The sequence below is a fragment of the Rhodococcus sp. Leaf247 genome (assembly GCF_001426185.1).
In the GTDB taxonomy this organism is placed as follows: Bacteria; Actinomycetota; Actinomycetes; order Mycobacteriales; family Mycobacteriaceae; genus Rhodococcoides.
In genome coordinates this window covers 817,921-841,893 of the sequence record NZ_LMRP01000002.1, presented here as the reverse complement: position 1 = coordinate 841,893, position 23,973 = coordinate 817,921, and the positions used below count along the sequence as shown (strand labels likewise).

The window sequence follows — 23,973 nt, the reverse complement described above, 5'->3', positions numbered from 1 at the left end:
GCCCTCGGTGCCGCCTCGGTGTTCTGCGGCGATACCTACTCGCCAGTAACTTATGGCTATGTTACGCCGCTTCGAGAGCTCTGCCAATAGCGGTCTACTCGTCGGTAACCTGTCCCATCAGAACGGTGTCGATCGCTGTGGAATCACCTACCGGCCGGTGTCGCTCCTCGGCCACGAGAATGCGCACGCCATTGTGCAGGTCGTCGACGAGATCGCTTGGACTGTAGAGGATTTCGATATCCTGAGGTCCGCCGACGCCATTCTTCACATTGTCGGAATGGTGTCCGACGATCACGAGGATTCCCTCATGTTTCAACGCCCGGACGGCAGTCGCCAGGACGTTCTCACGCTCGATGCGCGATAAATGCAGGTAGGCGATGACAACGAGATCATAATTCCGCTCGGGTGTGAGTGTGGTCACGTCCGCGTGGACCCACCGGACCCGCGAGCGGATGGACGCCGTCGCCGTTGCGGCGACCTTCACGGCCTTCGACAGCGCGGCCGTGCTGAAGTCGACAGCGTCCACCTCCCACCCGCGGGTGGCCAGCCACAAGGCGTTGCGGCCCTCTCCGCAGGCGAGGTCGAGCGCGCGACCGCGGGGCAGCGACGTACAGAACTCGACGACCACCTCGTTGGGAGGCGCTCCCCACCTCAGCTCCGCACCGTCGTACTTGCGGTCCCAGTCGGCCGCGTCCACTCAGACCCAGACCTGATCGGGATCCACGGACGACCGTGCAGCGCCGCCCGGCGTCGACGGCCGGGTACGCGAGAACCGCGGTGCGGGCGCGTGCTGCGTCACCGACTCGATGTCGATCAGGTTCTCCCGCTCGGCCATGTGCCGGTGCCGGGTCGCCTCGTCGAAGGTGAGGACGGGCGTGACGCACGCGTCCGTGCCGTCGAAGACGGACTCCCACTCGTCGCGCGTCCGCGTCGCGAACGTGTCGGTGAAGACCGTGCGCAGGGTGGGCCACTGCTCACGGTCCATCTGGTGGGGCAACGAGGCCGGATCGATGCCCAGGCCCTGCAGCATCGCGGCGTAGAACTGCGGTTCGAGAGCTCCGACCGCGACGTACTTGCCGTCGGACGTCTCGTACGTGTCGTAGAACGGGGCGCCGGTGTCGAGCAGGTTGGTTCCGCGCTGGTCGGACCACAGTCCGAGACCGCGCCAGCCCCAGATCATGTGCGACAGCGCGACGGTGCCGTCCACCATCGCGGCGTCGACGACCTGACCCTTGCCGGACGCGCCACGCTCGACCAGCGCCGCCAGGATGCCCATGACCAGGAACATCGAGCCACCGCCGAAGTCACCGACCATGTTCAGCGGGGGGACGGGACGCTCTCCTTCCCGGCCGATGGCGTGAAGGACGCCGGTCACGGAGATGTAGTTGATGTCGTGCCCGGCCACCTGGGACCACGGCCCGTCCTGACCCCACCCCGTCATACGTCCGTAGACGAGGCCCGGATTCCGCTCCGCCACCGCGTCGGGACCGAGGCCCATGCGCTCGGTCACGCCCGGTCGGAAGCCCTCGATCAGCACGTCGGCCCGCGAGATCATCGCCAGCACCCGCTCCAGATCGGCCGGGTCCTTCAGGTTCGCCTCGACGATCCTGCGGTTACGGATCAGCGGGTCGCCGTGCATGCCCTCGGCCGGCAGTGCGCCGGGGCGTTGGACACGGACGACATCCGCCCCGAGATCCGACAGCAGCGTCGCCGTGTGCGGGCCCGGTCCGATCCCGGCGAGCTCCACGACCTTGATTCCGGCGAGCGGTCCACCTGCAGTAGTCATGCCGCGACCCTATCCACCGGAACTCGCCCGACGACAGGACCGGACCGATCGGGTCGGGAGACTCAGAGGAACTCCGACGCGGCGTCGTCCACCCGCGACCGATAGTCACCCCACCAGTCCGCGTCGACGTCCGGAAGGTTGGAGTTGGCGACGGCCATGCCGGCGCTGCCGTCGACGAGTTCGCGCACGATGTCCGCGTGACCGGCGTGGCGGTGAGTCTCGGCGATCAGGTGCACCAGGATGTACTCGACGGTCACCGGGTTCTTCGCCGTCCACCACGGGACCGTCCCCTCGGCGGTCGGCCCGAGGGTGCGTACCGTCTCGTCGGCGTGTGCGTTCACCCGGCGGTAGAGCCCGACGAGAGAGTCGCGGGACTGGTCGGACGTGGCCCACATGTCGGCGTTGAGTTCGAGGGACGGGTCGGACCAGGCGATCTCCTCGGGGAACGGTCGCCCGAACGTGGAGCCGAGGTACCCGGCTTCGATCATGGCCAGGTGTTTCACGATGCCGAGCAGGTTGGTGCCGGTGGAGGTGAGGGGTCGCCGGATGTCGTACTCCGATGCGCCGTCGAGTTTCCACACCACCGCGTCCCGACCTCGCTGAAGGTAGGTGAGCAGGTCCTCGGTGTCCGTCATGCCCGATAGCATTCCAAGCGTGACGTCCTCCCGCATCGGTACTCCGCTTTCTCCGTCCGCCACCAAGGTGATGCTCCTGGGCTCGGGGGAGCTGGGCAAGGAAGTGATCATCGCCTTCCAGCGCCTGGGCGTCGAGGTCATCGCCGTGGACCGGTACGCGAACGCGCCGGGCCACCAGGTGGCTCATCGGGCCCACACCGTGGACATGAGCGATCCCGAGGCTCTGCTCGCCGTCATCGAGGCGGAGGCGCCGCACTACGTCGTCCCGGAGATCGAGGCCATCGCAACGGAGGCTCTGTCCGTCGTCGAGGATCGCGGCGTCACCACTGTCGTTCCGACGGCCAGGGCTACGCAGTTGACGATGAACCGCGAGGGCATCCGCCGACTCGCGGCCGAGGAGCTGGGCCTTCCCACGTCGCCGTACGCCTTCGCCGACAGTGTCGACGAGGTTCGTGCTGCGCTCGAGCACACCGGCTTCCCCGCGGTGATCAAGCCGGTGATGTCGTCGTCGGGCAAGGGACAGTCGGTCGTGAAGAGTGCCGACGACGTGCAGCGGGCCTGGGACTACGCGCAGGCCGGCGGCCGGGTGGATCTGGGACGCGTCATCGTGGAGGGATTCGTCGACTTCGACTACGAGATCACTCAGCTCACCGTCCGCGGGGTGGACGAGAACGGTGCCGACGAGACCTTCTTCTGCGAGCCCATCGGCCACCTCCAGAAGTCGGGCGACTACATCGAGTCCTGGCAGCCACAGCCCATGTCGCCGGTCGCGCTCGAGGCCTCGCGGAACGTCGCTCGCACGGTGACCGCGGCGCTCGGTGGCCGCGGCATCTTCGGTGTCGAGCTCTTCGTCAAGGGCGACGACGTCTTCTTCTCCGAGGTCAGCCCCCGTCCGCACGACACGGGACTGGTCACCCTCGGCACCCAGCGGCTCTCCGAGTTCGAACTGCATGCGCGGGCGATCCTCGGCCTCCCGGTGGACACGACGCTGCTCTTCCCGGGGGCATCGGCCGTCATCTACGGCGGACTCGACGAGGTAGGCATCGCCTTCGAGGGTGTCGATCAGGCCATGCGGGTTCCGGAAACCGACCTTCGGCTGTTCGGCAAGCCCGAGAGCTTCGTGTCGCGTCGCATGGGCGTCGCGTTCTCGACCGGTCCGGATGTCGAGACGGCGCGCGCACGGGCTCGTGACGCTGCCGGCCGGGTACGACCGGTCTCGGCCACATGACCGCGGGCGCCGAGGTCCTCGTCGGACTGGTGATCCTGATCGGTCTGATCGGGATCGTCGTCCCGGTGCTCCCCGGCGTGATCCTGATCTTCGCGGCGATCGGCGTCTGGGCCTTCGTCGTCGGCACCGCATCGGCGTGGACGGTGTTCGGCATCGCGACGGCGCTGCTGGTGGCGTCGGGCGTCGTCAAATACCTGTGGCCGGGCAGACGCCTGAAGACGGCCGGTGTGCCGACGCGGTCGATCGTGCTCGGCGGTGTCGTCGGCATCGTCGGATTCTTCGTCGTGCCGGTCGTCGGTCTGTTCCTCGGGTTCCCCCTCGGTGTCTACCTGGCTGAACTTCCTCGTGCCCGCACCTCGGGTTCGGCCTGGCAGTCGACCGTGCACGCGACCAAGGCCGTCGGACTGTCGATCCTGGTCGAGCTGTTCGGTGGTCTGCTCGCCGCCGGCGTGTGGGTCGTCGCCGTCCTCGTGCTGTGAATGCCGCCGACGATCACGGCTCGCGGTACCAGGCGCGAGCATTCTGGAACAGCACTGCCTGAAGGTCTCCGCCCACCGCGTCGGCAACGAGGTCGAGGTCGGACACGTCGAAGCGACGCTCCGCGCGAGTGCTGGGGAGGTCGGTGCCGAACATCAGGGCCTCGGGGTTCACGGCATGGATGCGGCGCATGGCGTCGACGGGGTCGTGCGAGATGCGGCCGAATCCGGTGGCCTTGACGCGTGCACCTCTGTCGACCAGATCCAGCAGGTAGGGCATCGCTTCCTCGGCCATGCCGAGATGGTCGATGCTCACGGCGGGCAGCTTCGACATGATCGGCTCGAGCGAGCGCAGCAGCCCCGCGTCGACGTAGAACTCGGAGTGCCACCCCGCCACCTCGTGGGCCCGTATCGCCTGCTCGGTCAGCGAGGAGATGTCGGCGACGCCGCGACGGAGGTTGAACCGGAGCGCCCTGACCCCCGCGGCGTCGAGTGCGGAGATGTCGTCGTCGGTGGCGTCCACGGGCAGCTGGGTGACACCGACCCACCCGTGGCCCAGCTCCTCGAGAGCTGCCAGCAGATAGGACTGATCGGTGCCCTGGAACGACCCGGTGACGACCGCCCCGCCGACCACACCGAGCCCGTCCGTCTCCGCCTCGTAGTCGTCGACGGTGAACGGTTCGGGCTCGTAATCGTCGTTGACCACCAACGGAAACCGAGGATCGATGATGTGGACGTGGCTGTCGAACACGTCTGCCAGGATGCCTCATAGAGAGATGAGGCACACGTCACATCCGCATATTCGCGAGGAGTCCGCATGAAGGCCGAGCCGACCGTGGTCCTGGAGGGATACACCTACTTCGAGTGCCCGCGGTGGCACGACGGGCGCATCTGGGTGTCGGATTTCTACTCCTTCCAGGTGCTCTCCGCCGAGGAGGACGGAAGCGACGTGAGGGTGGAGGCGGAGGTACCCGAGCAGCCGTCGGGGCTGGGGTGGCTACCCGACGGCCGACTCCTCGTCGTGTCGATGCGGGACAAGAAGGTTCTTCGCCGAGAGGCCGACGGCGAACTCGTCGTGCACGCCGATCTGTCGGACCATGCGACCGGCAACGCCAACGACATGCACGTCGGCGCAGAGGGCCGCGCCTACGTCGGGCACTTCGGGTTCGACCTCATGAACATGGCGCCGATCGAGACGGCGTCGGTGATCCGGATCGAACCCGACGGCAGCGTGCACGAGGACGCGACGGGTCTGCACTTCCCCAACGGCATGGCTGTGACGGCCTCGGGTGATCTCCTGGTCGACGAGACGCTGGGCAACCGCATCAGTGCGTTCGCCATCGGTGACGGCGGAGTTCTCGGTCCGCGGCGCGACTGGGCCGTGCTGGGCCCGATGCCCGAGTCGACGGACATGGCGGAGGGAATCGGGCAGGTCGTGGTGGCGCCCGACGGTTGCGCTCTCGCGCAGGACGGCACGCTGTGGGCGGCCGACGCCCTGGGGCAGCGGATCGTGCAGATCCGTGAGGGCGAGGGCGTGGTCGACGAACTGACCTTCGACACCGGGGTGTTCGCGTGCGGTTTCGGCGGGCACGACGGGCGCACGCTGTTCGTCTGCGCCGCACCGGATTTCAACGAGCACGCACGCAAGCACGAGCGAGAGGGCAGGCTGCTGGCGGTCCGGGTCTGACCCGGACCGCCCGCGAGCCCGTCAGGCCTTGTCGGGCTCGCTGGCGCGCAGCATGTCCTCGCGCTCGACGACCTTCACGCGCTCGCGGCCCTGGGGCTCGCCGAGGCTGCGCTCGTGTGCGTCGAGGCGGTACCAGCCGTCCCACGTGGTGAACGGGACCTTCTTGTCCTCGAGGTACGCGACGACGGCGTCCTCGGAGGGCTCGGTCGCACCCGCGAACGAGGGGGCGTCGGCAAGCAGGTTGGCGACGGTCTCGTTGGCGTCGCCCTTGGTGTGGCCGATGAGGCCCACGGGTCCGCGCTTGATCCAGCCGGTGACATAGGTGGCATCCACGGACGAACCGTCGGTGTTCTTGACGCGTCCGGCCTCGTTGGGGATGGTGCCGGCGAGGTCGTCGAAGGGGAGGTCGGCGATGTTCTGCGACAGGTATCCGACGGCGCGGTAGACGGCCTGGACGTCCCAGTCGGTGTACTTGCCGGTGCCCTTGACGTTGCCGGTGCCGTCGAGTTCGGTCCGCTCGGTGCGCAGACCCACGACAGAGCCGCCCTCGCCGAGGATCTCGGTGGGCGACTCGAAGAAGTGCAGGAACAGCTTGTGCGGCCGGTCGCCGGCGTCGCGGATCGCCCAGTCCTGCAGCGTGTTCGCGACCATGTCGACCTGCTTGGACTCGCGGCGGGCCTTCTCCGAACCCTCGTCGTAGTCGATGTCCTCGGGAGCGACGATGACCTCGATGTTGGGCGAGTGGTCGAGCTCGCGGAGCTCGAGCGGCGTGAACTTGGCCTGCGCGGGGCCGCGGCGGCCGAACACGTGGACCTCGACGGCTTTGTTGGCCTTCAGGCCCTCGTAGACGTTGGCGGGGATCTCGGTGGGCAGCAGTTCGTCGCCGGTCTTGGCCAATACGCGGGCCACGTCGAGGGCGACGTTGCCGACGCCGAGGACGGCGACCTTCTCGGCCTCGAGCGGCCAGGTGCGCGGCACGTCGGGGTGTCCGTCGTACCAGGAGACGAAGTCGGCGGCGCCGTAGCTGCCGTCGAGCTCGATGCCCGGGATGTTCAGGGCGCGGTCGGCGTTGGCGCCGGTGGAGAAGATGACGGCGTCGTAGAAGCGGCGCATCGTCTCGAGGTCGATGTCGGTGCCGTAGTCGATGTTGCCGAGCAGGCGGACCTGCGGCTTGTCGAGCACCTTGTGCAGCGCGGTGATGATGCCCTTGATACGCGGGTGATCGGGAGCGACGCCGTAGCGGATCAGACCGAAGGGTGCGGGCATGCGCTCGTACAGATCGATGCTCACGCCGGGGCCCGAGACGTTGTGGTCGGACTTCATCAGCGCATCGGCGGCGTAGATGCCGGCCGGTCCTGCGCCCACGATGGCCACTCGGAGAGGGCGGTTCTGGTCTGTCATCAGCGTGGATCTACCTAACATCGTCATCGGCTGGCCGCCCATGGAGCATCGGACGCGGACACCCCAGCATAAGTGACGAGGTCACGGCTTCGGTGCCTCAGGTGGCCGTGACGTGTGCGAAGACGAGGCCGCGAAGTTCTGGGCGAGCCCTGTGATCCGGCACACAACCGGGCATCGACTTCGGCTCCGACGAGCTTGTCCGGAGAGAACGCCGTCCGGCGATTGCATCGTGAAAGGCAGATACACATGAGCGAACTCGGCCCCGATTCCGCACTTCTCCAGCCCCTCGACCTCGGCGATATCCATGCGCGCAACCGCGTCTTCATGGCCCCGCTGACTCGTAGCCGCAGCGGCGACGACGGAGTTCCCGGCGATCTGGTCGTCGAGTACTACCGCCAGCGCGCCGGTGCCGGTCTGATCGTGTCCGAGGGGACGCAGCCCTCCGCGGTCGGCAAGGGCTACACCAACACGCCCGGTCTGCACACCGACGAGCAGCAGGCCGGATGGGCGAAGATCGCGGATGCGGTGCACGGAGAGGGCGGCCGGATCGTCGTCCAGCTGATGCACGCAGGGCGCGTGTCCCACCCGGACAACTCGGGCCTCGAAGCAGTGGCTCCGTCCGCGATCGCGCCCGGCATCGAGATGTTCACCAAGGACGGCTCGAAGGAGATCCCGGCGCCCCGCGCGCTCGAGGAGAACGAGTTGGCCGAGCAGGTCGCGGTCTTCGTCGATGCAGCGACACGAGCGGTCGCCGCCGGTCTCGACGGTGTCGAGATCCACGCCGCGAACGGATACCTGCTGCACCAGTTCCTCGCCGACGGTTCCAACCACCGCACCGATTCCTACGGCGGCAGCCCCGAGAACCGCGCCCGATTCGTCGTCGAGGTCGTCCGCGCGGTGGCCGACGCCATCGGTGCCGGCAAGGTCGGTATCCGGATCTCTCCCGGAGGCGAAGCGAGCGGCATCACCGAGGACGACACCACCGGTGCCTACGAGGCTCTGCTGTCCCAGATCGACGGACTCGGCTTGGCGTACCTGCACGTGCTGATCGACGCCGAGGATCCGTTCCTGGGCAAGCTCCGCTCCGCCTGGAGCGGCGCCTTCGTCCTGAACACCGGGTTCGCACAGGTCAGCACGCGGGACGAGGCCGAGAAGCTCGTCGCCGACGAGATCACCGACGCCGTGGCGATCGGCCGCCCGTTCATCGCGAACCCGGACCTGGTGACGCGGTGGACACACGACACCGAGCTGAACACGCCCGACGAGAGCACCTTCTACGGCGGCGGCGCCGAGGGCTACACCGACTACCCCACACTCGAGGGATAGTCCTGCAGCAGGCTGACACAATCGGGTCATGACCGACCCTGAACCCGAACGTTCCACCACCGCAGCGCCCATCATCGCGGCCGCTGCGGTGGTGGTCGTCGTGGCGGTGATCATCGCCGTGCTCTCCCTCACCGGGTCACCCGACGAGAACGTCAGTGACAACCAGCGCGTGGGCACCGCCGTCGCGGCCTACGTGGAAGCGACGAAGTCCGGTGACACCGCGGCAGTCGCTGCCCTGCAGTGCCCCGGCATCGTGAATGCCCCGCTGGCCGACGCCGGCACCGAGGTGGAGCTGAAGAACATCGAGGAAGTTCGCGTGAAGGACGACACCGCCGAGGCCGACGTGCGCGTCAGCCTCGACGGAACCGAGGAATCCCTCACCTGGAGCGCGACGCGCGTCGGCGACGACTGGCTACTCTGCAGCCCCTAGCTTCTCCGTCGTCTGCGACTTCTCCGTGGCCTGCGCGGCCAGGCCGCCCTGGGTGCGCAGCGGGATCTCCTTGTAGAACAGGTTGATCACGAACGCCAGGGCCAACACGCAGCCGGCGACGACGAAGACCGAGTCCATGGCGTCGGAGAAGCCGATCTGGAACGGTGCCGCCAACGCGTCGGGAAGCTTCTGGATGAACGACGTGTCGTCCAGGATGCCGCCGGCGGCCGACCCGTTACCGGACGCCAGACCCTGCGCGAGTCCCGACACCGCGGGATCCGAGCTGGACGCGGCCTGACCGACGGCCTCGCGGAACTCGGGTGTCTCGGCGGCGGACCGCAGTGCCGAGGCGATCGCGTCGGTCACGCGGGAGAACAGCAAGGACAGGAACACCGCGACACCGATGGTGCCGCCGATCTGACGGAAGAACGTGGCCGACGACGTCGACACGCCCATGTCCTTCGGCGGGAGGGCGTTCTGGATCGCGAGCGTCAGCGGCTGCATCAGGTTGCCGAGTCCGAAGCCGAATCCGAACATCGCCAGCATGATCATCCACAGCGGTGTGTCGAACTTGATCAGCGAGAACGCGAACATGCACGCGGTCATCAGAGTGGTGCCGATGATCGGGTACGGGCGGTAGTGCCCGGTCCGGGAGATCATCTGACCGGAGAAGATCGACGCGACCATGATGCCGAGGACCAGGGGCAACATCTGGAATCCGGCGAGGGTGGGCGAGGACCCCTTGACCACCTGGAGGTACTGCGGCAACAGAGTGATGCCGCCGAACATCGCGGCGCCGGTGATGACGGAGAGCACCAGGCCGATGCTGAAGGTCGAATTGCGGAAGAAGCGCATCGGGATCAGAGCGTCGGTCTTCATGCGGATCTCGATCGCGATGAACGCGGCGATACCGATGACGCCGATGGCGTAACAGATCATGGCCCGACCAGATCCCCACCCCCAGGTGCGGCCCTGCTCGGCGATGATCAGCAGCGGGACCAGGCCGACGGCCAGTGCCGCTGCGCCCGCCCAGTCGACGACCGCGCTCCCGTGACGACGTGGCAGGTTCAGCACTTTCGCGACGACGAACAGCGCCACGACACCGATGGGCACGTTGACGAAGAAGACCCAGCGCCAGCCGGTGATGTTCAGGATCTCGCTCTGACCGGACAGGACGCCGCCGATGACCGGACCGAGGACGCTCGACGTGCCGAAGACGGCCAGGAAGTAACCCTGGTACTTCGCGCGCTCCCGCGGAGGCACGATGTCACCGACGATGGTCAGTGCCAGTGAGAACAGGCCGCCGGCGCCGAGGCCCTGGAAGGCGCGGAACGCTGCGAGTTGGTACATGGAGGTGGCGAACCCACACAGCGCCGACCCGATGACGAAGATCGTGATGGCCGTGAGGAAGAACTGCTTGCGGCCGTAGATGTCCGACAGCTTCCCGTACAGCGGCGTCGAGATGGTCGCCGTGATCAGGTAGGCCGTGGTGACCCATGCCTGGATGGAGAATCCCTGCAGGTCGTCGGCAATGGTGCGGATGGACGTCGAGACGATGGTCTGGTCCAACGCGGCAAGGAACATGCCGAGCATGAGGCCGGAGATGATCGTCATGATCTGTCGGTGCGTGAACTGGCCGGTGTCGGCGTCCTGCACGTGTTCGTCGGTCATCGGATCATCTTGCCCCCATATGGCCGTACGCTGCGACTATCGGACATATCGGGCTGATCCGACCGTGTGCGAAACTTGACCAGTGAGCTACGCAGGAGACATCACGCCCGAGCAGGCCTGGGAAATTCTCAGCACCGATCCGGAAGCGTCACTGGTCGACGTCCGCACGCACGCGGAGTGGAGTTACGTCGGTGTCCCGGACATCTCGTCCCTGGACAAGCCGACCGCCTTCGTCGAGTGGGTGAGTTACCCCGACGGGGCGAAGAACGAGAACTTCGTCGACGAGGTGCGTGCTGCCGGCGTCGACAAGGGGCCCGTGGTCTTCCTGTGTCGTTCCGGTCAACGCTCCATCGGGGCGGCCGAAGCGGCGACGGCGGCCGGCCTCGGCCCGGCGTACAACGTGCTCGACGGCTTCGAGGGCGCGACCGACACCGACGGTCACCGCGGCAGCACCGGGTGGCGTGCGGTCGGACTTCCCTGGAGGCAGAAGTGATTCCCACCGGCGGCGGATTCTCCAAGCCCCTTCCCGACGGCGTCGGCCAGGGCACTCTCGGTGTCCGAGGAGGTCTGAACCGTTCCGGATTCGAGGAGAACGCCGAGGCGCTCTATCTCAGCTCCGGGTTCGTCTACGAGAGCGCCGAGGCGGCCGAGCAGGCGTTCACCGGCGACATCGACCACTTCGTCTACTCCCGCTACGGCAACCCCACCGTGTCGATGTTCGAGGAACGGCTGCGTCTGGTCGACGGTGCGGAAGCTGCCTTCGGTACCTCGAGCGGTATGTCCGCCGTCTTCACCGCGCTCGGTGCGCTGCTGAAGGCCGGGGACCGGCTGGTGGCCGCTCGCAGCCTGTTCGGCTCGTGCTTCGTGGTGTGCAACGAGATCCTGCCGCGCTGGGGCATCGAGACCGTCTTCGTCGACGGCGAAGACCTGGACCAGTGGGAACAGGCGCTGTCCATGCCCACGACCGCGGTGTTCTTCGAGACGCCGTCCAACCCGATGCAGTCGCTCGTGGACGTGCGACGGGTGACCGAGATGGCGCACGCCGCCGGCGCACAGGTGGTGCTGGACAACGTCTTCGCGACGCCGGTGCTGCAGAAGTCGTTCGAGCTGGGCGCCGACGTGGTGGTGTACTCGGGAACCAAGCACATCGACGGGCAGGGACGCGTGCTCGGTGGCGCGATCCTGGGATCGAAGGAGTACATCGACGGGCCGGTGCAGACACTGATGCGGCACACCGGTCCCGCACTCAGTCCGTTCAATGCGTGGACGTTGCTCAAGGGTCTCGAGACGATGCCGTTGCGCGTGCGGCACATGAATGCGTCGGCTCAGGCCGTGGCGGAGTTCCTCGAGACGCAGTCGGGTGTGGGTTGGGTGAAGTACCCGTTCCTCGAGTCGCATCCGCAGCACCAACTGGCGCTGTCGCAGATGAGCGGCGGCGGAACCGTCGTGACCTTCGAGCTCGAGGGCGGAAAGCGCAGTGCCTTCGACTTCCTGAACAAGCTGCGGGTCATCGACATCTCCAACAACCTCGGCGACGCGAAGTCGATGACGACCCACCCCGCCACCACGACCCACCGGGCCATGGGTCCGGAAGGCCGTGCAGCAGTAGGGATCACGGACGGCGTCGTACGGATCTCCGTCGGACTCGAAGATCTCGAGGACCTGCTGGGCGACATCGGTGGCGCGCTCGCTCGGTAGAGCAAGTGCATCGAATCCGCCCGCCGGACACCTCGATGGGCCGACTTGGGTGCGCTGAGCCGCGGTATCCGCGGCTCAGCGCACCGGATCGACAGTTGGATGGTTGTCCTGTCACCCAATCGACGTATTGCGCGATAAGACCGATCCCGACGAGAGTTCGGGTCGATATCATTCGCGGATACGGGGGCTTACGTTGCACGGGACTTCAAGTCATATAGACAAACTCGCCGATCCCATGCACGAGACGAGCAGGCAATCGGAACGCGCGCATTTCGATCAAACTTTCTCGCGAGTCCTGGTAGTGCTTGCTGCTTTGGGGCTGATCCTGGGTGTCTCGTTGGGTGGGGCTGCGTTTGCCTCGGCGCAGCCACGACCAGAAGTAATAACGCCAGTTGCCTGGGCGCCGAACGGTTGTACTTTGTCCCCGGATTCGGCTTTCGGAGTCAGCTTCAAGGCGGCCTGTGATCAACACGACAGGTGCTATCGATACCGGCTGGCGGGTGAGGGTATCGGCGGATTCTTCACATGTAACAATCGATTCGAGACAGACATGCTGAGGGCGTGCGGGGGCAACCAGGCTTGTCGCGGGCAGGCGTCATTGTACGCGACGACTGTACGCACGGTCGGTTGGCCGAACTTCGTGTGCCGGGCCTGCTACTGACGGGAGTCCGCCGTCAGAGCCCGAAGGCGGAGAGGATCGTGGCGAACTTCGCCGTGGTCTCTCCGAGTTCGGCGTCCGGATCGGAGGCTGCGACGATGCCGCCTCCGGCCGTCGCGACTCCGCTGAGACCGTCGGCAGCGATGTCGAGGCAGCGGATCGCCACCATCCACTCGCCGTCACCGTCGGCGTCGCACCAGCCGACCATGCCGGCATAGAAGTCGCGGCTGCGGCCCGATTCGATGATGTCGATGGTCTGGAGAGCCAGGTCCGTCGGACTGCCGGCCACGGCGGGTGTCGGGTGCAGCGCGAGTGCCAGATCCAGTGCGGTGGTGGACGAGTCGCGCAGTGTCGCTGTGATCGGGGTGGCCAGATGCCACACGGCCGGCGTACTGGTCAGCGTCGGTCCGTCGGGTACGGATACCTCCGAGCACAGCGGCGCCAAGGCGTCGGCGATGGCGTCGACGACGAAGCGGTGCTCGGCCAGGTTCTTGGCGCTGGCGAGAAGGTCGGCCCCCGCCTGCCTGTCGGCGTCCGGATCCTGCTGACGCGCAGCGGTTCCGGCAAAGGGTCGGCAGACCACCTCGGTTCCGGTGCGCCGCACCAGCAACTCCGGCGACGATCCCACCAGGTGTCGGCCGAAGTAGGGCCCGCCCGCCGCGGTCAGGTCGACGGCGAACCCGTTGTGCATCGGGTTGTCCTCGATGAGCTTGTCCGCCAGCATGACCGGCGATAAGGGCGAGTCGAAGACGAGGGTGATCGACCGGGCCAGGACGACCTTGTGCAGCGCCGAGCCGGGATGCTGAAGCACGGTCAAGGCGCGTCGTACGCGAGCAACATGTTTGTCCGGCGGCGGATTCTGCGACGCGACGACGGCGACCGGAAGTGTGGCCGGCTCCGGCGTCCGCGGCACGTCGTACCGCCGGAACTCCTTCGGCTCCACCAGGGCGCAGCGCGTGCTCGCGTCGAACCCGATGGCGCCCACCAGGACCGAGCCCTCGGCCAGTGCATCCCGCGCGTCGTCGATGTGGTCGAACGACTGGAGGACGCCCCGGGCGTCGACGCTGCGATCGGGTCGCGAGTACAGGAACCTCATCCGAAGGGGTCCGCCGTGTGCCCGATGAGATCGGCGACCGAGTCGATGACGCGCGTCGGCCGGAACGGGAACATCTCCACGCTGGCCGGAGTCGAGATGCCGGTGAGCACCAGGATGGTCTGCAGACCGGCCTCGAGTCCGGACACGATGTCGGTGTCCATGCGGTCGCCGATCATCAGCGTGTTCTCCGAGTGTGCTCCGATGGCTCGCAGCGCCGACCGCATCATCAGCGCATTCGGCTTGCCGACGTAGTACGGCTCGCGTCCGGTGGCGCGGGTGATCAGGGCGGCGACGGAGCCGGTCGCGGGCAGCGACCCGTCGCGCGACGGACCGGTCGCGTCGGGATTGGTCGCGATGAAGCGGGCGCCGCGCTCGACCAGTCGGATGGCCGTCGTGATGGCTTCGAACGAGTACGTGCGCGTCTCACCCAGCACCACGTAGTCGGGATCGATGTCGGTGATGATGTAGCCGATGTCGTGCAGAGCCGTCGTCAGACCGGACTCACCGACCACGTACGCGGTGCCGTTCGGACGTTGATTCCCCAGGAACGTGGCCGTGGCCAGTGCCGACGTCCAGATCGACTCCTCGGGGATCTCGAGGCCCGTGCGTCGCAGCCGTGCCTGCAGGTCGCGACGCGTGCGAATCGAGTTGTTCGTGAGGACGATGAACGGCGTGTTCGTGTCCTGGAGCTCTTTCAGGAACCGGTCCGCGCCGGGCACCAGGTGCTCCTCGTGCACCAGGACGCCGTCCATGTCCATCAGGTACGTCCACGGTGGTGTTCCGGTGGTCGAGGGGTCGTCGTCCGATTTTCTGACTTCAGGGCTCACGGCCTCCATTCTGCTCTCTGTCGAATCACGGTGAGTACAACGCGCAGAAGCGCGCGCCCGTCCACCTACAGTGGGCCCGGTGCACTGTGACGAACGACCCCCGGTGACCCCGACCCTGCAGGACACGCACCCGCTGGACGATCCCATCCGATCGTCCCTGCTGGGAGCGCATGCTCGATTCGCCGAGTGGAAGGGCCGAATCGGTCGCTATCACCCGGATGTCGCCGGTTTCTTCGGGCACCCTGCCGACATGGATGCCGACGACTGGTCCGATCTCGCCGACCTCTTGCCTGCCGGTGAGTCGGCCGCACTGCGTGGCGACGCCATCGACCCGCCCGCCGGGTGGAGGGTCCGCGACCGCATCGCCCTGGTGCAGTTCGACGGAACCGCACTCGAGGTGGCCCCGGAACCGGAGGCCGTCGTCCTGACCGCGTCGGACGTGCCCGAGATGCTGGACCTCGTCGCGCGCACTCGTCCGGGTCCGTTCCGCACGCGGACGATCGAGATGGGGACCTACCTGGGGGTCCGCGACGACGGACGGCTCATCGCGATGGCCGGCGAGCGCATGCACCCGGCGGGGTGGACCGAGATCAGCGCCGTGTGTACCGATCCCGCCTACCGCGGTCGCGGGCTGGCGACGCGGCTGATCCGCGCGGTCGGTCACGGCATCCGGGAGCGCGGGGACGTGCCGTTCCTGCACACGAGCGCCGGTAATACGACTGCCATCGCGCTGTACGACGCGCTCGGTTTCGTGCTGCGCCGACAGACCACGCTGACGATCGCCGAGGTCGCGTGATGGTCGACATCCGAATCCTCGAGTCGCGCTCGGACCTGCTGGAGTCGCAGCGCGTGTTCCGGGCCGCCATGGTGGGACTGCCGACCCTGCACGTCACCGAGGACGACATCGAGAGTCTGCGCGAGCCGGGGCAGACGTACGGAGCCTTCGACGGCGGACAGCTGATCGGGACGACGGACTCCGCACGAGGAACCCTCACCTTGCCGGGTGGTGCCTGCGTTCCACACCTGGCAGTCACGCACGTCGGGGTGCTGCCGACCCATACCCGCCGCGGTGTCGTCTCCGCGTTGCTGCGTCGGCAACTACGGGACGCGCGCGCAGCCGGCGATGTCGTCGCCTCACTTCGCGCGTCCGAGGCCGTCATCTACGGGCGCTACGGCTACGGCGTCGCTACGTCGAGTGTGTCCGCGGACGTCGTCACCGCTCGTGCGTCGGTACGGGACGGCGCCGCATCGAGCGGCATCGTGCGCATCGTCGACAACGCCACCGCGCTGGATGTGCAAGCCGACATCGTCAGGGCGCATCCGTCGGCCCGGCCGGGATCCATCACCCGGCTGCCCATCTGGTGGAACGCGTCGTGTCTGCGTGCACGGTCCGATACCGATCCGGTGTGGATCGGGGTGCACTCCACCGACGGCGTCGACGACGGTTACGTCCGATACCGCCCGCTGGATCCACGCCAGTGGTGGTCCGGGGACGCCCGCCAGGTCGTCGTCGAGGACTGGCACGCTCCGAACGACGCCGTCTTCGCCGATCTGGTCCGGTTCCTGCTGCGGCTCGATCTGGTCGACCGCATCACGTTCCCCGAACTGCCCGTGGACACGGTGCTGCCGATGCTGATGGACGACCGCCGGTCGGTGCGCCTGAACCGCACCGAGGACGAGACGTGGCTGCGCATCCTCGACGTGTCGGCAGCGCTGTCCGCCCGCTCGTACGGTCCGGGCCCCAGCGTCACCATCGGGGTGCACGACGCGGACCTGCCGGAGAACGCGGCGACCTACAGCGTGGGGCAGGACGGCGTGCGGGTGGTCGACGCGGCGCCGGATCTGACGGTGCACGTCCGCGACCTGGCATCGGTGCTGCTCGGCGGCACGTCGTGGGCGGCGCTGGTCACCGCGGGGCTCGCGGAGGGCGAGCCGTCGGTCGCCGACGATCTGTTCCGGACTCCGCAGGCCCCCTTCGCCGGGGTGGGCTTCTAACGCACCGAACACCCGGTTCATTCCGTTCGCATCTGTGCGATTTCAACTCGTGTGCGCCTGCCGTCGCGGTCCTACCGTGATCGTTCCGGGGGACACACGAGGGAGTGCAGGATGAGTACGACGGTGACACTCGGCATCGACATCGGGGTCGGGGTCGGCACGGCCGCCACGGCGTCCGCTGCCGAGAACGCGGGTTTCGGCTACGTCACGTTCGACGACGGTGACCTCGCGACGGGTGGTGTCGACGCGATCACGCGGGCGGCTTTCGTCGCCGCGACCACCAGCACGGTGGGCCTGGTCGCCACGGCGAGCACCACCTACGCGGAACCGTTCCACCTGTCGTCGCAGCTCGCATCGCTGGACTATGCATCCCGCGGCCGGGCGGGATGGGTGGCTGCCCGATCGCTGACACCCGACGTCGCCGCAGCATGGGGCCGTGAGGTCGTCTCGATCGATGTCGATCTGGCACGCGAGCAACGTGATTCGGTGACGGTGGCGCGCGGACTGTGGGACTCGTGGGAGGACGACGCGGTGATCCGCGACCTCCCGACGGGCCGGTTCCTGAACCAGCAGAAGCTGCACTACGTCGACTTCGTCGGGGAGAAGTATTCGGTGAAGGGCCCCGCGATCGTGCCTCGCCCGCCGCAGGGTCAGGTGGTGGTGTTCGGCCGATTCGGCGAGATCGACGCCGATCTGCTCGACGTCGTCCTCGTGGAGAACGAGGCGGACGCGCGCGCGGTGTCCGGGGCGCACGTCGTTCTCGATGTCGAGGCCCCCGGTGATCCGGCGGCAGCGGCGGCTCTCGTCGAGCGCATCGCCGCCCTTGACGATGCCGTCGGCGGAGTCAGGTTGCGTCCCGCGTCGGTCGACGGCGAACTCCGGGTCGCCGCACGCTATCTGCTTCCGCAGCTGTTCGAGCGAGGGCTGGCCCATCGGCCGGTGCCGGCGACGACGCTGCGTTCCACCCTGGGCCTGGCCCGCCCCGTCAACCGATTCGAGGCTGCGCGATGACCGCTCTCTTCCGTCCCGACGCCACCGTCCACCTGGGTGTCTTCTTCCAGGGCGTCAACCACACGACGATCTGGTCGGACCCGGCCAGTGGCTCGCAGACCGACTTCGAGACGTTCCGTCGGCTCATCACGACCGCCGAGCGCGGATTGTTCGACGCGTTCTTCCTCGGTGAAGGGCTGCGGCTGCGAGAGCAGGGCGGCAAGATCCTCGACCTGGACATCGCGGGTCGTCCCGACGCGATCACGCAGTTGGCGGCGCTCGCCGGCATCACCACGAACATCGGACTGGTGGCCACCCAGAACACCACCTACAACGAACCGGTGGACCTCGCGCGTCGGCTGTCGGGACTGGACGTGCTGTCCGGCGGTCGCGCGGGCTGGAACGTCGTGACGACGGACAACGCGTGGACGGGCGAGAACTTCCGACGCGGCGGCTACCTCGACCACGCGGACCGGTACGTGCGCGCCGGCGAATTCCTCGACGTCGCCAGGGCGTTGTGGAACGCAGGAGGTACGTCCGACTCCGTGCGTATCCAGTCGTCGCAGTTCGACATCGCCTCTGCTGCACCGATTCCCCGCAGTCCGCAGGATCACCCGGTGATCTTCCAGGCGGGGGACTCGAGCACCGGCCGCGACTTCGCCGCCCAGCACGCCGACGTCATCTTCTCCGCGCACGGCACCCACTTCGACGACGCACTCGACTTCGCGAACGACATCCGCGCGCGACTCGTGGCCAGGGGGAGACCGGACGACGACATCAAGATCCTGCCCGGCACGCAGATCGTCCTCGCGGACCACGAGCGGGACGTGGATGAGAAGGTGCGCTGGGTGAAGGAAGGTCAGTTCACCGGCCCGACGACGCTGTCGATCGCCGGCCAGGTGTGGGGGCGCGATCTGTCCGATCGTGATCCCGACGGACCGCTCCCCACCGAGGACCCGATCGTCAGTGGCGTCGTCGGTGCTCGTGGGTCGGCGTTCAACGGCATCGATGTGGATGCACGCGTGCGGGAGTGGCGGTCGCTCGCCGAGGCGAAGAACCTGTCGCTGCGGCAGGTCGTCATCGAGACGTCGGCGCGCACCGGATTCGCGGGTACACCGAGCCAGGTCGCGGACGAGCTCACCCGATGGGTCCGCGGAGGGGCGAGCGACGGCTTCAACATCACGCCGTACCTCGTGCCGAGCGGGCTCGACGACATCGTCGACAAGCTGGTTCCCGAGCTGCAGGAACGTGGTTCGTACCCGGCCGCGTACGAGGGGTCGACCTTGAGGGAGCACCTCGGACTGCGTCGACCCCGTATCGGCGAGTGAGATTCCACTGGTTCCTCCCCACCGGGGGTGACGACGAGAGGCTCGGTGCGCGCTCGCACGGAGTCTCGATCGGCGGCGCGTCCACGGCTGGATCTGTCGACGGACACCGGGAGGCGACGCTCGAGTACCTGACCGAATTGGCCGTGACCGTCGAGGAACTCGGTTTCGAGGCCGTGCTCACTCCGACGGGCGGGCACTGCGAGGACGCCTGGCTGGTCACCGCGGCGCTGATTCCGGCGACCACTCGTCTGAAGTTCCTGGTGGCGTTCCGGCCCGGCGCTGTGTCGCCGGTGACCTCCGCGCAGATGGTGAGCACGTTCCATCGGTTGTCCGGCGGCCGCGTCCTGCTCAACGTCGTCGTGGGCGGTGACGACGTTGAGCAGCGCGCCTACGGCGACACGCTGTCGAAGGACCAGCGCTACGCGCGCGCCGACGAGTTCCTGGGCATCGCGCGTGCGGTCGGTGACGGTGCTCCCGTCACATCGTCGGGCACGTACTTCACGGTGGATCGTCCGAACGGCGGCGGATTCGCAGGTCAGGCACCCGTCCGGCTTCCCGACGTGTATTTCGGAGGATCCTCCGACGCTGCGCTCCGCGTCGCGGCCGAGCACGCGGATGTGTACCTGACCTGGGGTGAACCGCCCGACGCCGTCGCAGAGAAGTTGGCGCGCGTACGCTCGCTCGCCGCGGAGCAGGGGCGAACGGTGCGGGGCGGGTTGCGCATCCATGTCATCACCCGCGAAACGGCCGACGAGGCATGGGCCCGCGCCGAGGAGCTGATCGCCGATGTGGACGACGCGACGATCGCAACGCGGCACGCCCAGTTGTCGGCACTGGGGTCGGAGGGGCAGCGTCGCATGTCGGCCCTGCACGGCGGAGATCGCCGCGCTCTGATCGTCGCCCCGAATCTCTGGGCAGGCATCGGGCTGGTCCGCGGCGGCGCAGGAACCGCGCTGGTCGGCAGCCACGACCAGATCGTGGAGCGCCTCGAGGAGTACCGCGACGCCGGGGTCGACGAATTCATCCTGTCCGGCTATCCGCATATCGAGGAAGCGCGGCATGTCGGCGCCGTCCTGAGCAGAATCAGATCTCACGAACAGAAGGAGTTCGCGTCATGACACTCTCACTCACGTCGTTCGAGCAGGACTGGCATGCCTGGCATGCGGATCGGGAGGCCTACTTCCGAGATCCGTTGGGCTGGGTCGCGCTGACAGGACTGTTCTGGCTCACCGATACCGACGCCGCCGTCGACGACCTGCCCGGCCTGTGGCGTGCCGACGACGATGCGGTGTACGTCGGTGCCGATGTCTCCGAGGGCCTGTCGGTCGACGACGTCCCGGTCGACGGGACCACGGTGCTGCATCCCGTCGAGGGTGCACCGGGGCTCCTCGTCGCGGCCGGTGATCGCCACATCGAGGTCATCCGCCGCACGGGATCCGTCGCGTTGCGGGTGCACGATCCGAAGGCGCCGACCCTGGCTGCCTTCGGCGGCATACCCACGTTCGAGCCGGACGAGAGATGGCTCGTGACAGGGACGTTCACCCCGTTCGACGATGTACGCACCATCACCACCGGTGCCGTGGTCGAAGGGCTGGAACATCATCACGCGGGTCTCGGTGTCATCGATTTCGAGTTGGCCGGAGCGCCGCGACAGCTCGTCGCGTTCCGCGGTAAGGCGAGCGGCTTCCACATCCTGTTCACCGACGAGACCAGCGGCGTCACCACGTATCGGGCGTGCCGATCACTCGCCGTGGCCGATCCGGACAGCGACGGCCGTGTGACTCTCGACTTCAACCGCGCATCCAACCTGCCGTGCGCTCTCACGGACTACGCGACGTGCCCGGTGGCGCCGCCCGAGAACCGGTTGTCCGTCGCGGTCGAGGCCGGTGAGAAGCTTCCGATCAGGTGACAACTCTGCCCGTTCTCGACATGTCGACCGCTGATGTCGACAAGTTCCGCTCGGCGCTGCGCGAGGCAACCCACGACTACGGGTTCTTCTACCTGACCGGTCATGGTGTCGTTCCTGAGCTCGTGTCGACCGTCCTGTCGTTGGCGCGCACCTTCTTCGCGTTGCCGGCGGACGCCAAAGACGAGATCAGCCAACTGAATTCGCCGCAATTCCGGGGTTACACGCGGCTCGGTGGTGAACTGACGAACGGCGCCGTCGACTGGCGTGAACAGATCGACATCGGACCCGAGCGCGACGTGATCATCGGCGCCGAAGGGTATTGGAACCTGCAGGGCCCCAACCAGTGGCCGTCGGCGTTGCCCGAACTCCGCGCCGCCTTCGAGACGTGGGACCGGGCGCTGTCGGAGGTCGGGCTGCGGCTCCTCCGGCACTGGCCAGTATCTCTCGGGGCGTCGGAAAGCATCTTCGATGCCGCGTTCGCGGACCTCCCCGCCACGCTGATCAAGGTGGTCCGCTATCCGGGAAGTGCCGAGAATCCGCAAGGTGTGGGCGCGCACAAGGATTCCGGTGTGTTGACACTGCTGCTCGTGGAGCCGGAGTCGCAGGGTCTGCAGGTGGAGTTACGCAACGGCGACTGGATCGACGTCCCGCCCGTGCCGGGAGCGTTCATCGTCAACGTCGGCGAATTGCTCGAGGTGGCGACGGGTGGCTACCTCAGGGCCACACGGCACCGCGTGCTCGCGCCGACGCCCGGGTCCGACCGCATCTCGATTCCCTACTTCCTCAGCCCGGCCCTCGACGCACGCGTGCCGGTGATCGATCTGCCGACCGATCTGAAAGCCCGCTCACGCGGGGTCGAAGCCGACCCGGACAACCCGATCTTCACGACGTACGGCGAGAACGCGTGGAAGTCCCGCACTCGGGCGCATCCCGATGTGGCAGAACGGCATCACGGAATCATGCGCTGAGAGCGTCCGACCCACCGCTGACTGGAACGCCGTAGTCTCTCAAGGCGGGGAAGCCACGGCCTTTCAGGCTGCGGGGGTGTGTACGGCTGGTGATCGGTGGTTCAGCGCCGATCCCCACCGACGTTCGGCTGCGCGTCCTGCCGGGGTGTCGGATCGGTGACCGCGTGCGAGAGCCACCAAGGCGCGAGCGCTGGGTACGAGACCCGATCCGGTCGAGCGAGCATGGTCGGCCAGCTCGACGAAAGCGTCGCCCTCGCTGACCGATCGGAGCGCGATGAGTACGCCGACCGCGAGATCGATCTCTCGGCGGTGGACGTTGGCATCGGGTGTGTAGCTCATGGTCGCTCCTGCTCTCCGTCGGGATTGCTGCGCACAGTCTTGCTCGTCGTGGCGCTACCGGCGATGGTTCGGATCGGCGTGATCGGAGTCGACGAACAGTCCGCCCCGGACGATGGGCACGCACGTGCTCCGGTCGACTTCCGCGGCGACTGTGACATCGTCGCCGAAGCCGATCGCCTCGAGTTCTCGGCCGGAGCTGCAGTCTCGCAACGCTGTTGCTGCATCACCGCGGATCGACAGCCACGCCGCCCGTGCTGACAGGGCCTCGGGCGACGGCGAGTGCAGGCCGCGTTCCTCGTCGAGGGCCGCGAGCACCGCCCCCGCACCCCAGAAATCCTCGATCGCCGGGCGCAGCGACCCGTCGGGCCACCTCTCACCCGCCGCGACGACGGCGACCGTGGCGTCCGGTGATGACGTTCGGGCGATCCATCCAGCAACCGCAGTCGCCGTGCGAAGGGACGCAGCGATCACCACGGGGACGGCAGCCAAGGCCTCGGCGATGGTCGATCCGTTGGGGGAGGGAAGGACCAGACGTTGCGGTACGGGGTCGGCCGAACGGATCGAAGAAGCGGACAACGTGATTCGGCCGGGGCCCGACTGCGAGCGAGGGACGGCTACTGCTGCGTCGAAGCGTCGGGCGACCGCTTCGGCGTCACTCCACCGATGGGGCACCACCTGGATACCTCGGTCGAGCGCGACACTGACCGTCGTGGTGAACGACAGCACGTCGACGACCACGGCGATGTCCGCGTCGGCGGCTATGGCGTCGGCGCCGCGCAGTCCCCACTCGAGACGTTCGCGGTATGCGTGCTGGCGATGTGCGGGGTTCACGGCTGCTCGGCCAGTTCGGTTCCGCGTAGCTCGTACGACTTCACCGCCCAGTAGATGCCGAAGGTCGCCACGGCTACGGCTTCGACGACGAGCACCGCCAACGCGCCTTGGCGGAGAACGAGCACCAGCGCGAGCGCCGAGACCGGAGCGACGACAACGATCACGGCCACCGCCCGGTAGGCCATGCGATAGCGGCGGATGCGGGCAGCAGAGTCCCGGGACGTGTCGAGAGTGTCGTCGGCGCACCACCACACGGACGCGGCGAAGCTGACGAAGAATCCGACGGCCGCTGCGGCATGGACCGCCATGCGGAGCCCGAATTCGCTCTCTCCCGGTGGATCAGTGGGGACCAGCGCGACCACGACGAGAAGCGAACCGGCCACGTTCAGCAGTCCGTTCTCCAGCGGGCCGTACCCGCGATAGCAGATCAGCGTGATCCCGGTCCCGACGAGCACGCCGACGAACACGTCGCGCACGGGGCTGTAGTAGTACTCGCTCATGGACCCGAGGACGGGCAGGTCGGCGTCGAGAATCGACCACTCGACGAGGACTATCGGCAGCCCGACCGCGAGGACGGACAGCGCCGCGCGAAGGGCGAAGTACGTGCCGACGATGTGCCGAGCCAGTCGGTCGGTGGGGTCGTTCGCGGCGGGAAGCCTGCTCATAGGACGACTCTAACGATCGTGTCGGACCC

Annotated in this window: 26 protein-coding genes; 15 read left to right on the top strand and 11 right to left on the bottom strand. The window is 67.6% G+C overall.

Annotation, left to right across the window (positions count from 1 at the left end; genetic code table 11):
* Positions 1-94: 94 nt before the first annotated feature.
* The 3 genes from ASG64_RS13355 to ASG64_RS13345 all read right to left on the bottom strand — a co-directional run bounded on the left by ASG64_RS13355 (position 95) and on the right by ASG64_RS13345 (position 2,421).
* Positions 95-697 carry a class I SAM-dependent methyltransferase gene (locus ASG64_RS13355; protein WP_042576145.1) on the bottom strand — a complete coding sequence of 201 codons (603 nt, stop codon included), beginning with the start codon at positions 695-697 and terminating at the stop codon, positions 95-97.
* Positions 698-1,786, bottom strand: coding sequence for a CaiB/BaiF CoA transferase family protein (locus tag ASG64_RS13350; protein ID WP_042576144.1), 1,089 nt, complete (start codon positions 1,784-1,786; stop codon positions 698-700).
* Positions 1,787-1,848: 62 nt separating this feature from the next.
* Positions 1,849-2,421 carry a DinB family protein gene (locus ASG64_RS13345; RefSeq protein WP_082518425.1) on the bottom strand — a complete coding sequence of 191 codons (573 nt, stop codon included), beginning with the start codon at positions 2,419-2,421 and terminating at the stop codon, positions 1,849-1,851.
* On the opposite strand from ASG64_RS13345, the gene purT reads away from it, so the two are divergent.
* Positions 2,420-3,649: a formate-dependent phosphoribosylglycinamide formyltransferase gene (gene purT / locus ASG64_RS13340; RefSeq protein ID WP_056074017.1), complete on the top strand. Its 1,230-nt coding sequence runs from the start codon at positions 2,420-2,422 to the stop codon at positions 3,647-3,649. The two genes, ASG64_RS13345 and purT, sit on opposite strands and share 2 nt — an antisense overlap.
* Positions 3,646-4,128 (top strand): DUF456 domain-containing protein, encoded by a 483-nt coding sequence (locus ASG64_RS13335; RefSeq protein WP_056074016.1) that lies wholly within the window; start codon positions 3,646-3,648, stop codon positions 4,126-4,128. The genes purT and ASG64_RS13335 overlap by 4 nt, the downstream gene beginning before the upstream one ends.
* Before the next feature lie 13 nt (positions 4,129-4,141).
* Here ASG64_RS13335 and ASG64_RS13330 read toward each other — a convergent pair whose 3' ends face one another.
* On the bottom strand, positions 4,142-4,876 hold the full coding sequence (locus tag ASG64_RS13330; protein WP_056074015.1) for an amidohydrolase family protein: 735 nt from the start codon (positions 4,874-4,876) through the stop codon (positions 4,142-4,144).
* A 66-nt stretch (positions 4,877-4,942) separates the two neighbouring features.
* Between ASG64_RS13330 and ASG64_RS13325 the strand changes: the two genes are divergently transcribed.
* Positions 4,943-5,812: an SMP-30/gluconolactonase/LRE family protein gene (locus ASG64_RS13325; RefSeq protein WP_056074014.1), complete on the top strand. Its 870-nt coding sequence runs from the start codon at positions 4,943-4,945 to the stop codon at positions 5,810-5,812.
* A 21-nt stretch (positions 5,813-5,833) separates the two neighbouring features.
* Here the strand turns inward: ASG64_RS13325 and ASG64_RS13320 are convergent, their stop codons facing one another.
* Complete coding sequence (locus tag ASG64_RS13320) at positions 5,834-7,213, bottom strand: FAD-dependent oxidoreductase (protein ID WP_056074013.1); 1,380 nt, start codon at positions 7,211-7,213, stop codon at positions 5,834-5,836.
* 246 nt (positions 7,214-7,459) lie between these two features.
* On the opposite strand from ASG64_RS13320, the gene ASG64_RS13315 reads away from it, so the two are divergent.
* Together ASG64_RS13315 and ASG64_RS13310 are read left to right on the top strand one after the other, a co-directional pair.
* The gene (locus ASG64_RS13315; RefSeq protein ID WP_042576138.1) at positions 7,460-8,539 is read left to right on the top strand and encodes an alkene reductase; all 1,080 of its coding nucleotides are present in this window, start codon (positions 7,460-7,462) and stop codon (positions 8,537-8,539) included.
* 28 nt (positions 8,540-8,567) lie between these two features.
* Positions 8,568-8,969: an Rv0361 family membrane protein gene (locus tag ASG64_RS13310; RefSeq protein WP_042576137.1), complete on the top strand. Its 402-nt coding sequence runs from the start codon at positions 8,568-8,570 to the stop codon at positions 8,967-8,969.
* On the opposite strand, the gene ASG64_RS13305 is transcribed toward ASG64_RS13310, so the two are convergent.
* Positions 8,952-10,640 carry an MDR family MFS transporter gene (locus ASG64_RS13305; protein ID WP_056074012.1) on the bottom strand — a complete coding sequence of 563 codons (1,689 nt, stop codon included), beginning with the start codon at positions 10,638-10,640 and terminating at the stop codon, positions 8,952-8,954. The two genes, ASG64_RS13310 and ASG64_RS13305, sit on opposite strands and share 18 nt — an antisense overlap.
* An 82-nt stretch (positions 10,641-10,722) precedes the next feature.
* On the opposite strand from ASG64_RS13305, the gene ASG64_RS13300 reads away from it, so the two are divergent.
* The 3 genes from ASG64_RS13300 (at position 10,723) to ASG64_RS22315 (ending at position 12,999) form a co-directional block, all read left to right on the top strand.
* Complete coding sequence (locus ASG64_RS13300; RefSeq protein WP_056074011.1) at positions 10,723-11,133, top strand: rhodanese-like domain-containing protein; 411 nt, start codon at positions 10,723-10,725, stop codon at positions 11,131-11,133.
* Complete coding sequence (locus tag ASG64_RS13295; protein WP_056074367.1) at positions 11,133-12,338, top strand: O-succinylhomoserine sulfhydrylase; 1,206 nt, start codon at positions 11,133-11,135, stop codon at positions 12,336-12,338. The genes ASG64_RS13300 and ASG64_RS13295 overlap by 1 nt, the downstream gene beginning before the upstream one ends.
* Before the next feature lie 235 nt (positions 12,339-12,573).
* Positions 12,574-12,999 carry a phospholipase A2 gene (locus tag ASG64_RS22315; RefSeq protein WP_082518424.1) on the top strand — a complete coding sequence of 142 codons (426 nt, stop codon included), beginning with the start codon at positions 12,574-12,576 and terminating at the stop codon, positions 12,997-12,999.
* A gap of 13 nt (positions 13,000-13,012) precedes the next feature.
* Here the strand turns inward: ASG64_RS22315 and ASG64_RS13290 are convergent, their stop codons facing one another.
* Entirely contained in the window at positions 13,013-14,092 is a 1,080-nt protein-coding gene (locus ASG64_RS13290) for an isochorismate synthase (RefSeq protein ID WP_056074010.1), read from the bottom strand.
* The gene (locus ASG64_RS13285; protein WP_056074366.1) at positions 14,089-14,850 is read right to left on the bottom strand and encodes an HAD-IIA family hydrolase; all 762 of its coding nucleotides are present in this window, start codon (positions 14,848-14,850) and stop codon (positions 14,089-14,091) included. Before ASG64_RS13285 ends, ASG64_RS13290 begins: the two co-directional genes overlap by 4 nt.
* A gap of 172 nt (positions 14,851-15,022) precedes the next feature.
* On the opposite strand from ASG64_RS13285, the gene ASG64_RS13280 reads away from it, so the two are divergent.
* The 7 genes from ASG64_RS13280 to ASG64_RS13250 all read left to right on the top strand — a co-directional run bounded on the left by ASG64_RS13280 (position 15,023) and on the right by ASG64_RS13250 (position 22,109).
* Positions 15,023-15,715: a GNAT family N-acetyltransferase gene (locus ASG64_RS13280; RefSeq protein WP_056074009.1), complete on the top strand. Its 693-nt coding sequence runs from the start codon at positions 15,023-15,025 to the stop codon at positions 15,713-15,715.
* Positions 15,715-16,914, top strand: coding sequence for a GNAT family N-acetyltransferase (locus ASG64_RS13275; protein ID WP_056074008.1), 1,200 nt, complete (start codon positions 15,715-15,717; stop codon positions 16,912-16,914). The genes ASG64_RS13280 and ASG64_RS13275 overlap by 1 nt, the downstream gene beginning before the upstream one ends.
* A gap of 111 nt (positions 16,915-17,025) precedes the next feature.
* Entirely contained in the window at positions 17,026-17,925 is a 900-nt protein-coding gene (locus tag ASG64_RS13270) for an LLM class flavin-dependent oxidoreductase (protein WP_082518423.1), read from the top strand.
* A complete protein-coding gene (locus tag ASG64_RS22090; RefSeq protein ID WP_056074007.1) occupies positions 17,922-19,232 on the top strand; it encodes an LLM class flavin-dependent oxidoreductase in 1,311 nt (436 codons plus the stop codon). Before ASG64_RS13270 ends, ASG64_RS22090 begins: the two co-directional genes overlap by 4 nt.
* Positions 19,229-20,350 carry an LLM class flavin-dependent oxidoreductase gene (locus ASG64_RS13260; RefSeq protein ID WP_056074006.1) on the top strand — a complete coding sequence of 374 codons (1,122 nt, stop codon included), beginning with the start codon at positions 19,229-19,231 and terminating at the stop codon, positions 20,348-20,350. The genes ASG64_RS22090 and ASG64_RS13260 overlap by 4 nt, the downstream gene beginning before the upstream one ends.
* A complete protein-coding gene (locus tag ASG64_RS13255; RefSeq protein WP_056074005.1) occupies positions 20,347-21,141 on the top strand; it encodes a DUF1684 domain-containing protein in 795 nt (264 codons plus the stop codon). Before ASG64_RS13260 ends, ASG64_RS13255 begins: the two co-directional genes overlap by 4 nt.
* Complete coding sequence (locus ASG64_RS13250) at positions 21,138-22,109, top strand: isopenicillin N synthase family dioxygenase (protein ID WP_268793329.1); 972 nt, start codon at positions 21,138-21,140, stop codon at positions 22,107-22,109. The genes ASG64_RS13255 and ASG64_RS13250 overlap by 4 nt, the downstream gene beginning before the upstream one ends.
* 63 nt (positions 22,110-22,172) lie before the next feature.
* Here the strand turns inward: ASG64_RS13250 and ASG64_RS13245 are convergent, their stop codons facing one another.
* From ASG64_RS13245 to ASG64_RS13235, 3 genes are read right to left on the bottom strand one after another with little or no spacing between them, the layout of a single operon-like run.
* Positions 22,173-22,448 (bottom strand): ANTAR domain-containing protein, encoded by a 276-nt coding sequence (locus ASG64_RS13245; protein ID WP_042576126.1) that lies wholly within the window; start codon positions 22,446-22,448, stop codon positions 22,173-22,175.
* 54 nt (positions 22,449-22,502) lie between these two features.
* Positions 22,503-23,279 carry a 2-phosphosulfolactate phosphatase gene (locus ASG64_RS13240; protein ID WP_056074004.1) on the bottom strand — a complete coding sequence of 259 codons (777 nt, stop codon included), beginning with the start codon at positions 23,277-23,279 and terminating at the stop codon, positions 22,503-22,505.
* The gene (locus ASG64_RS13235; protein WP_056074003.1) at positions 23,276-23,944 is read right to left on the bottom strand and encodes a hypothetical protein; all 669 of its coding nucleotides are present in this window, start codon (positions 23,942-23,944) and stop codon (positions 23,276-23,278) included. Before ASG64_RS13235 ends, ASG64_RS13240 begins: the two co-directional genes overlap by 4 nt.
* Positions 23,945-23,973 lie beyond the last annotated feature (29 nt).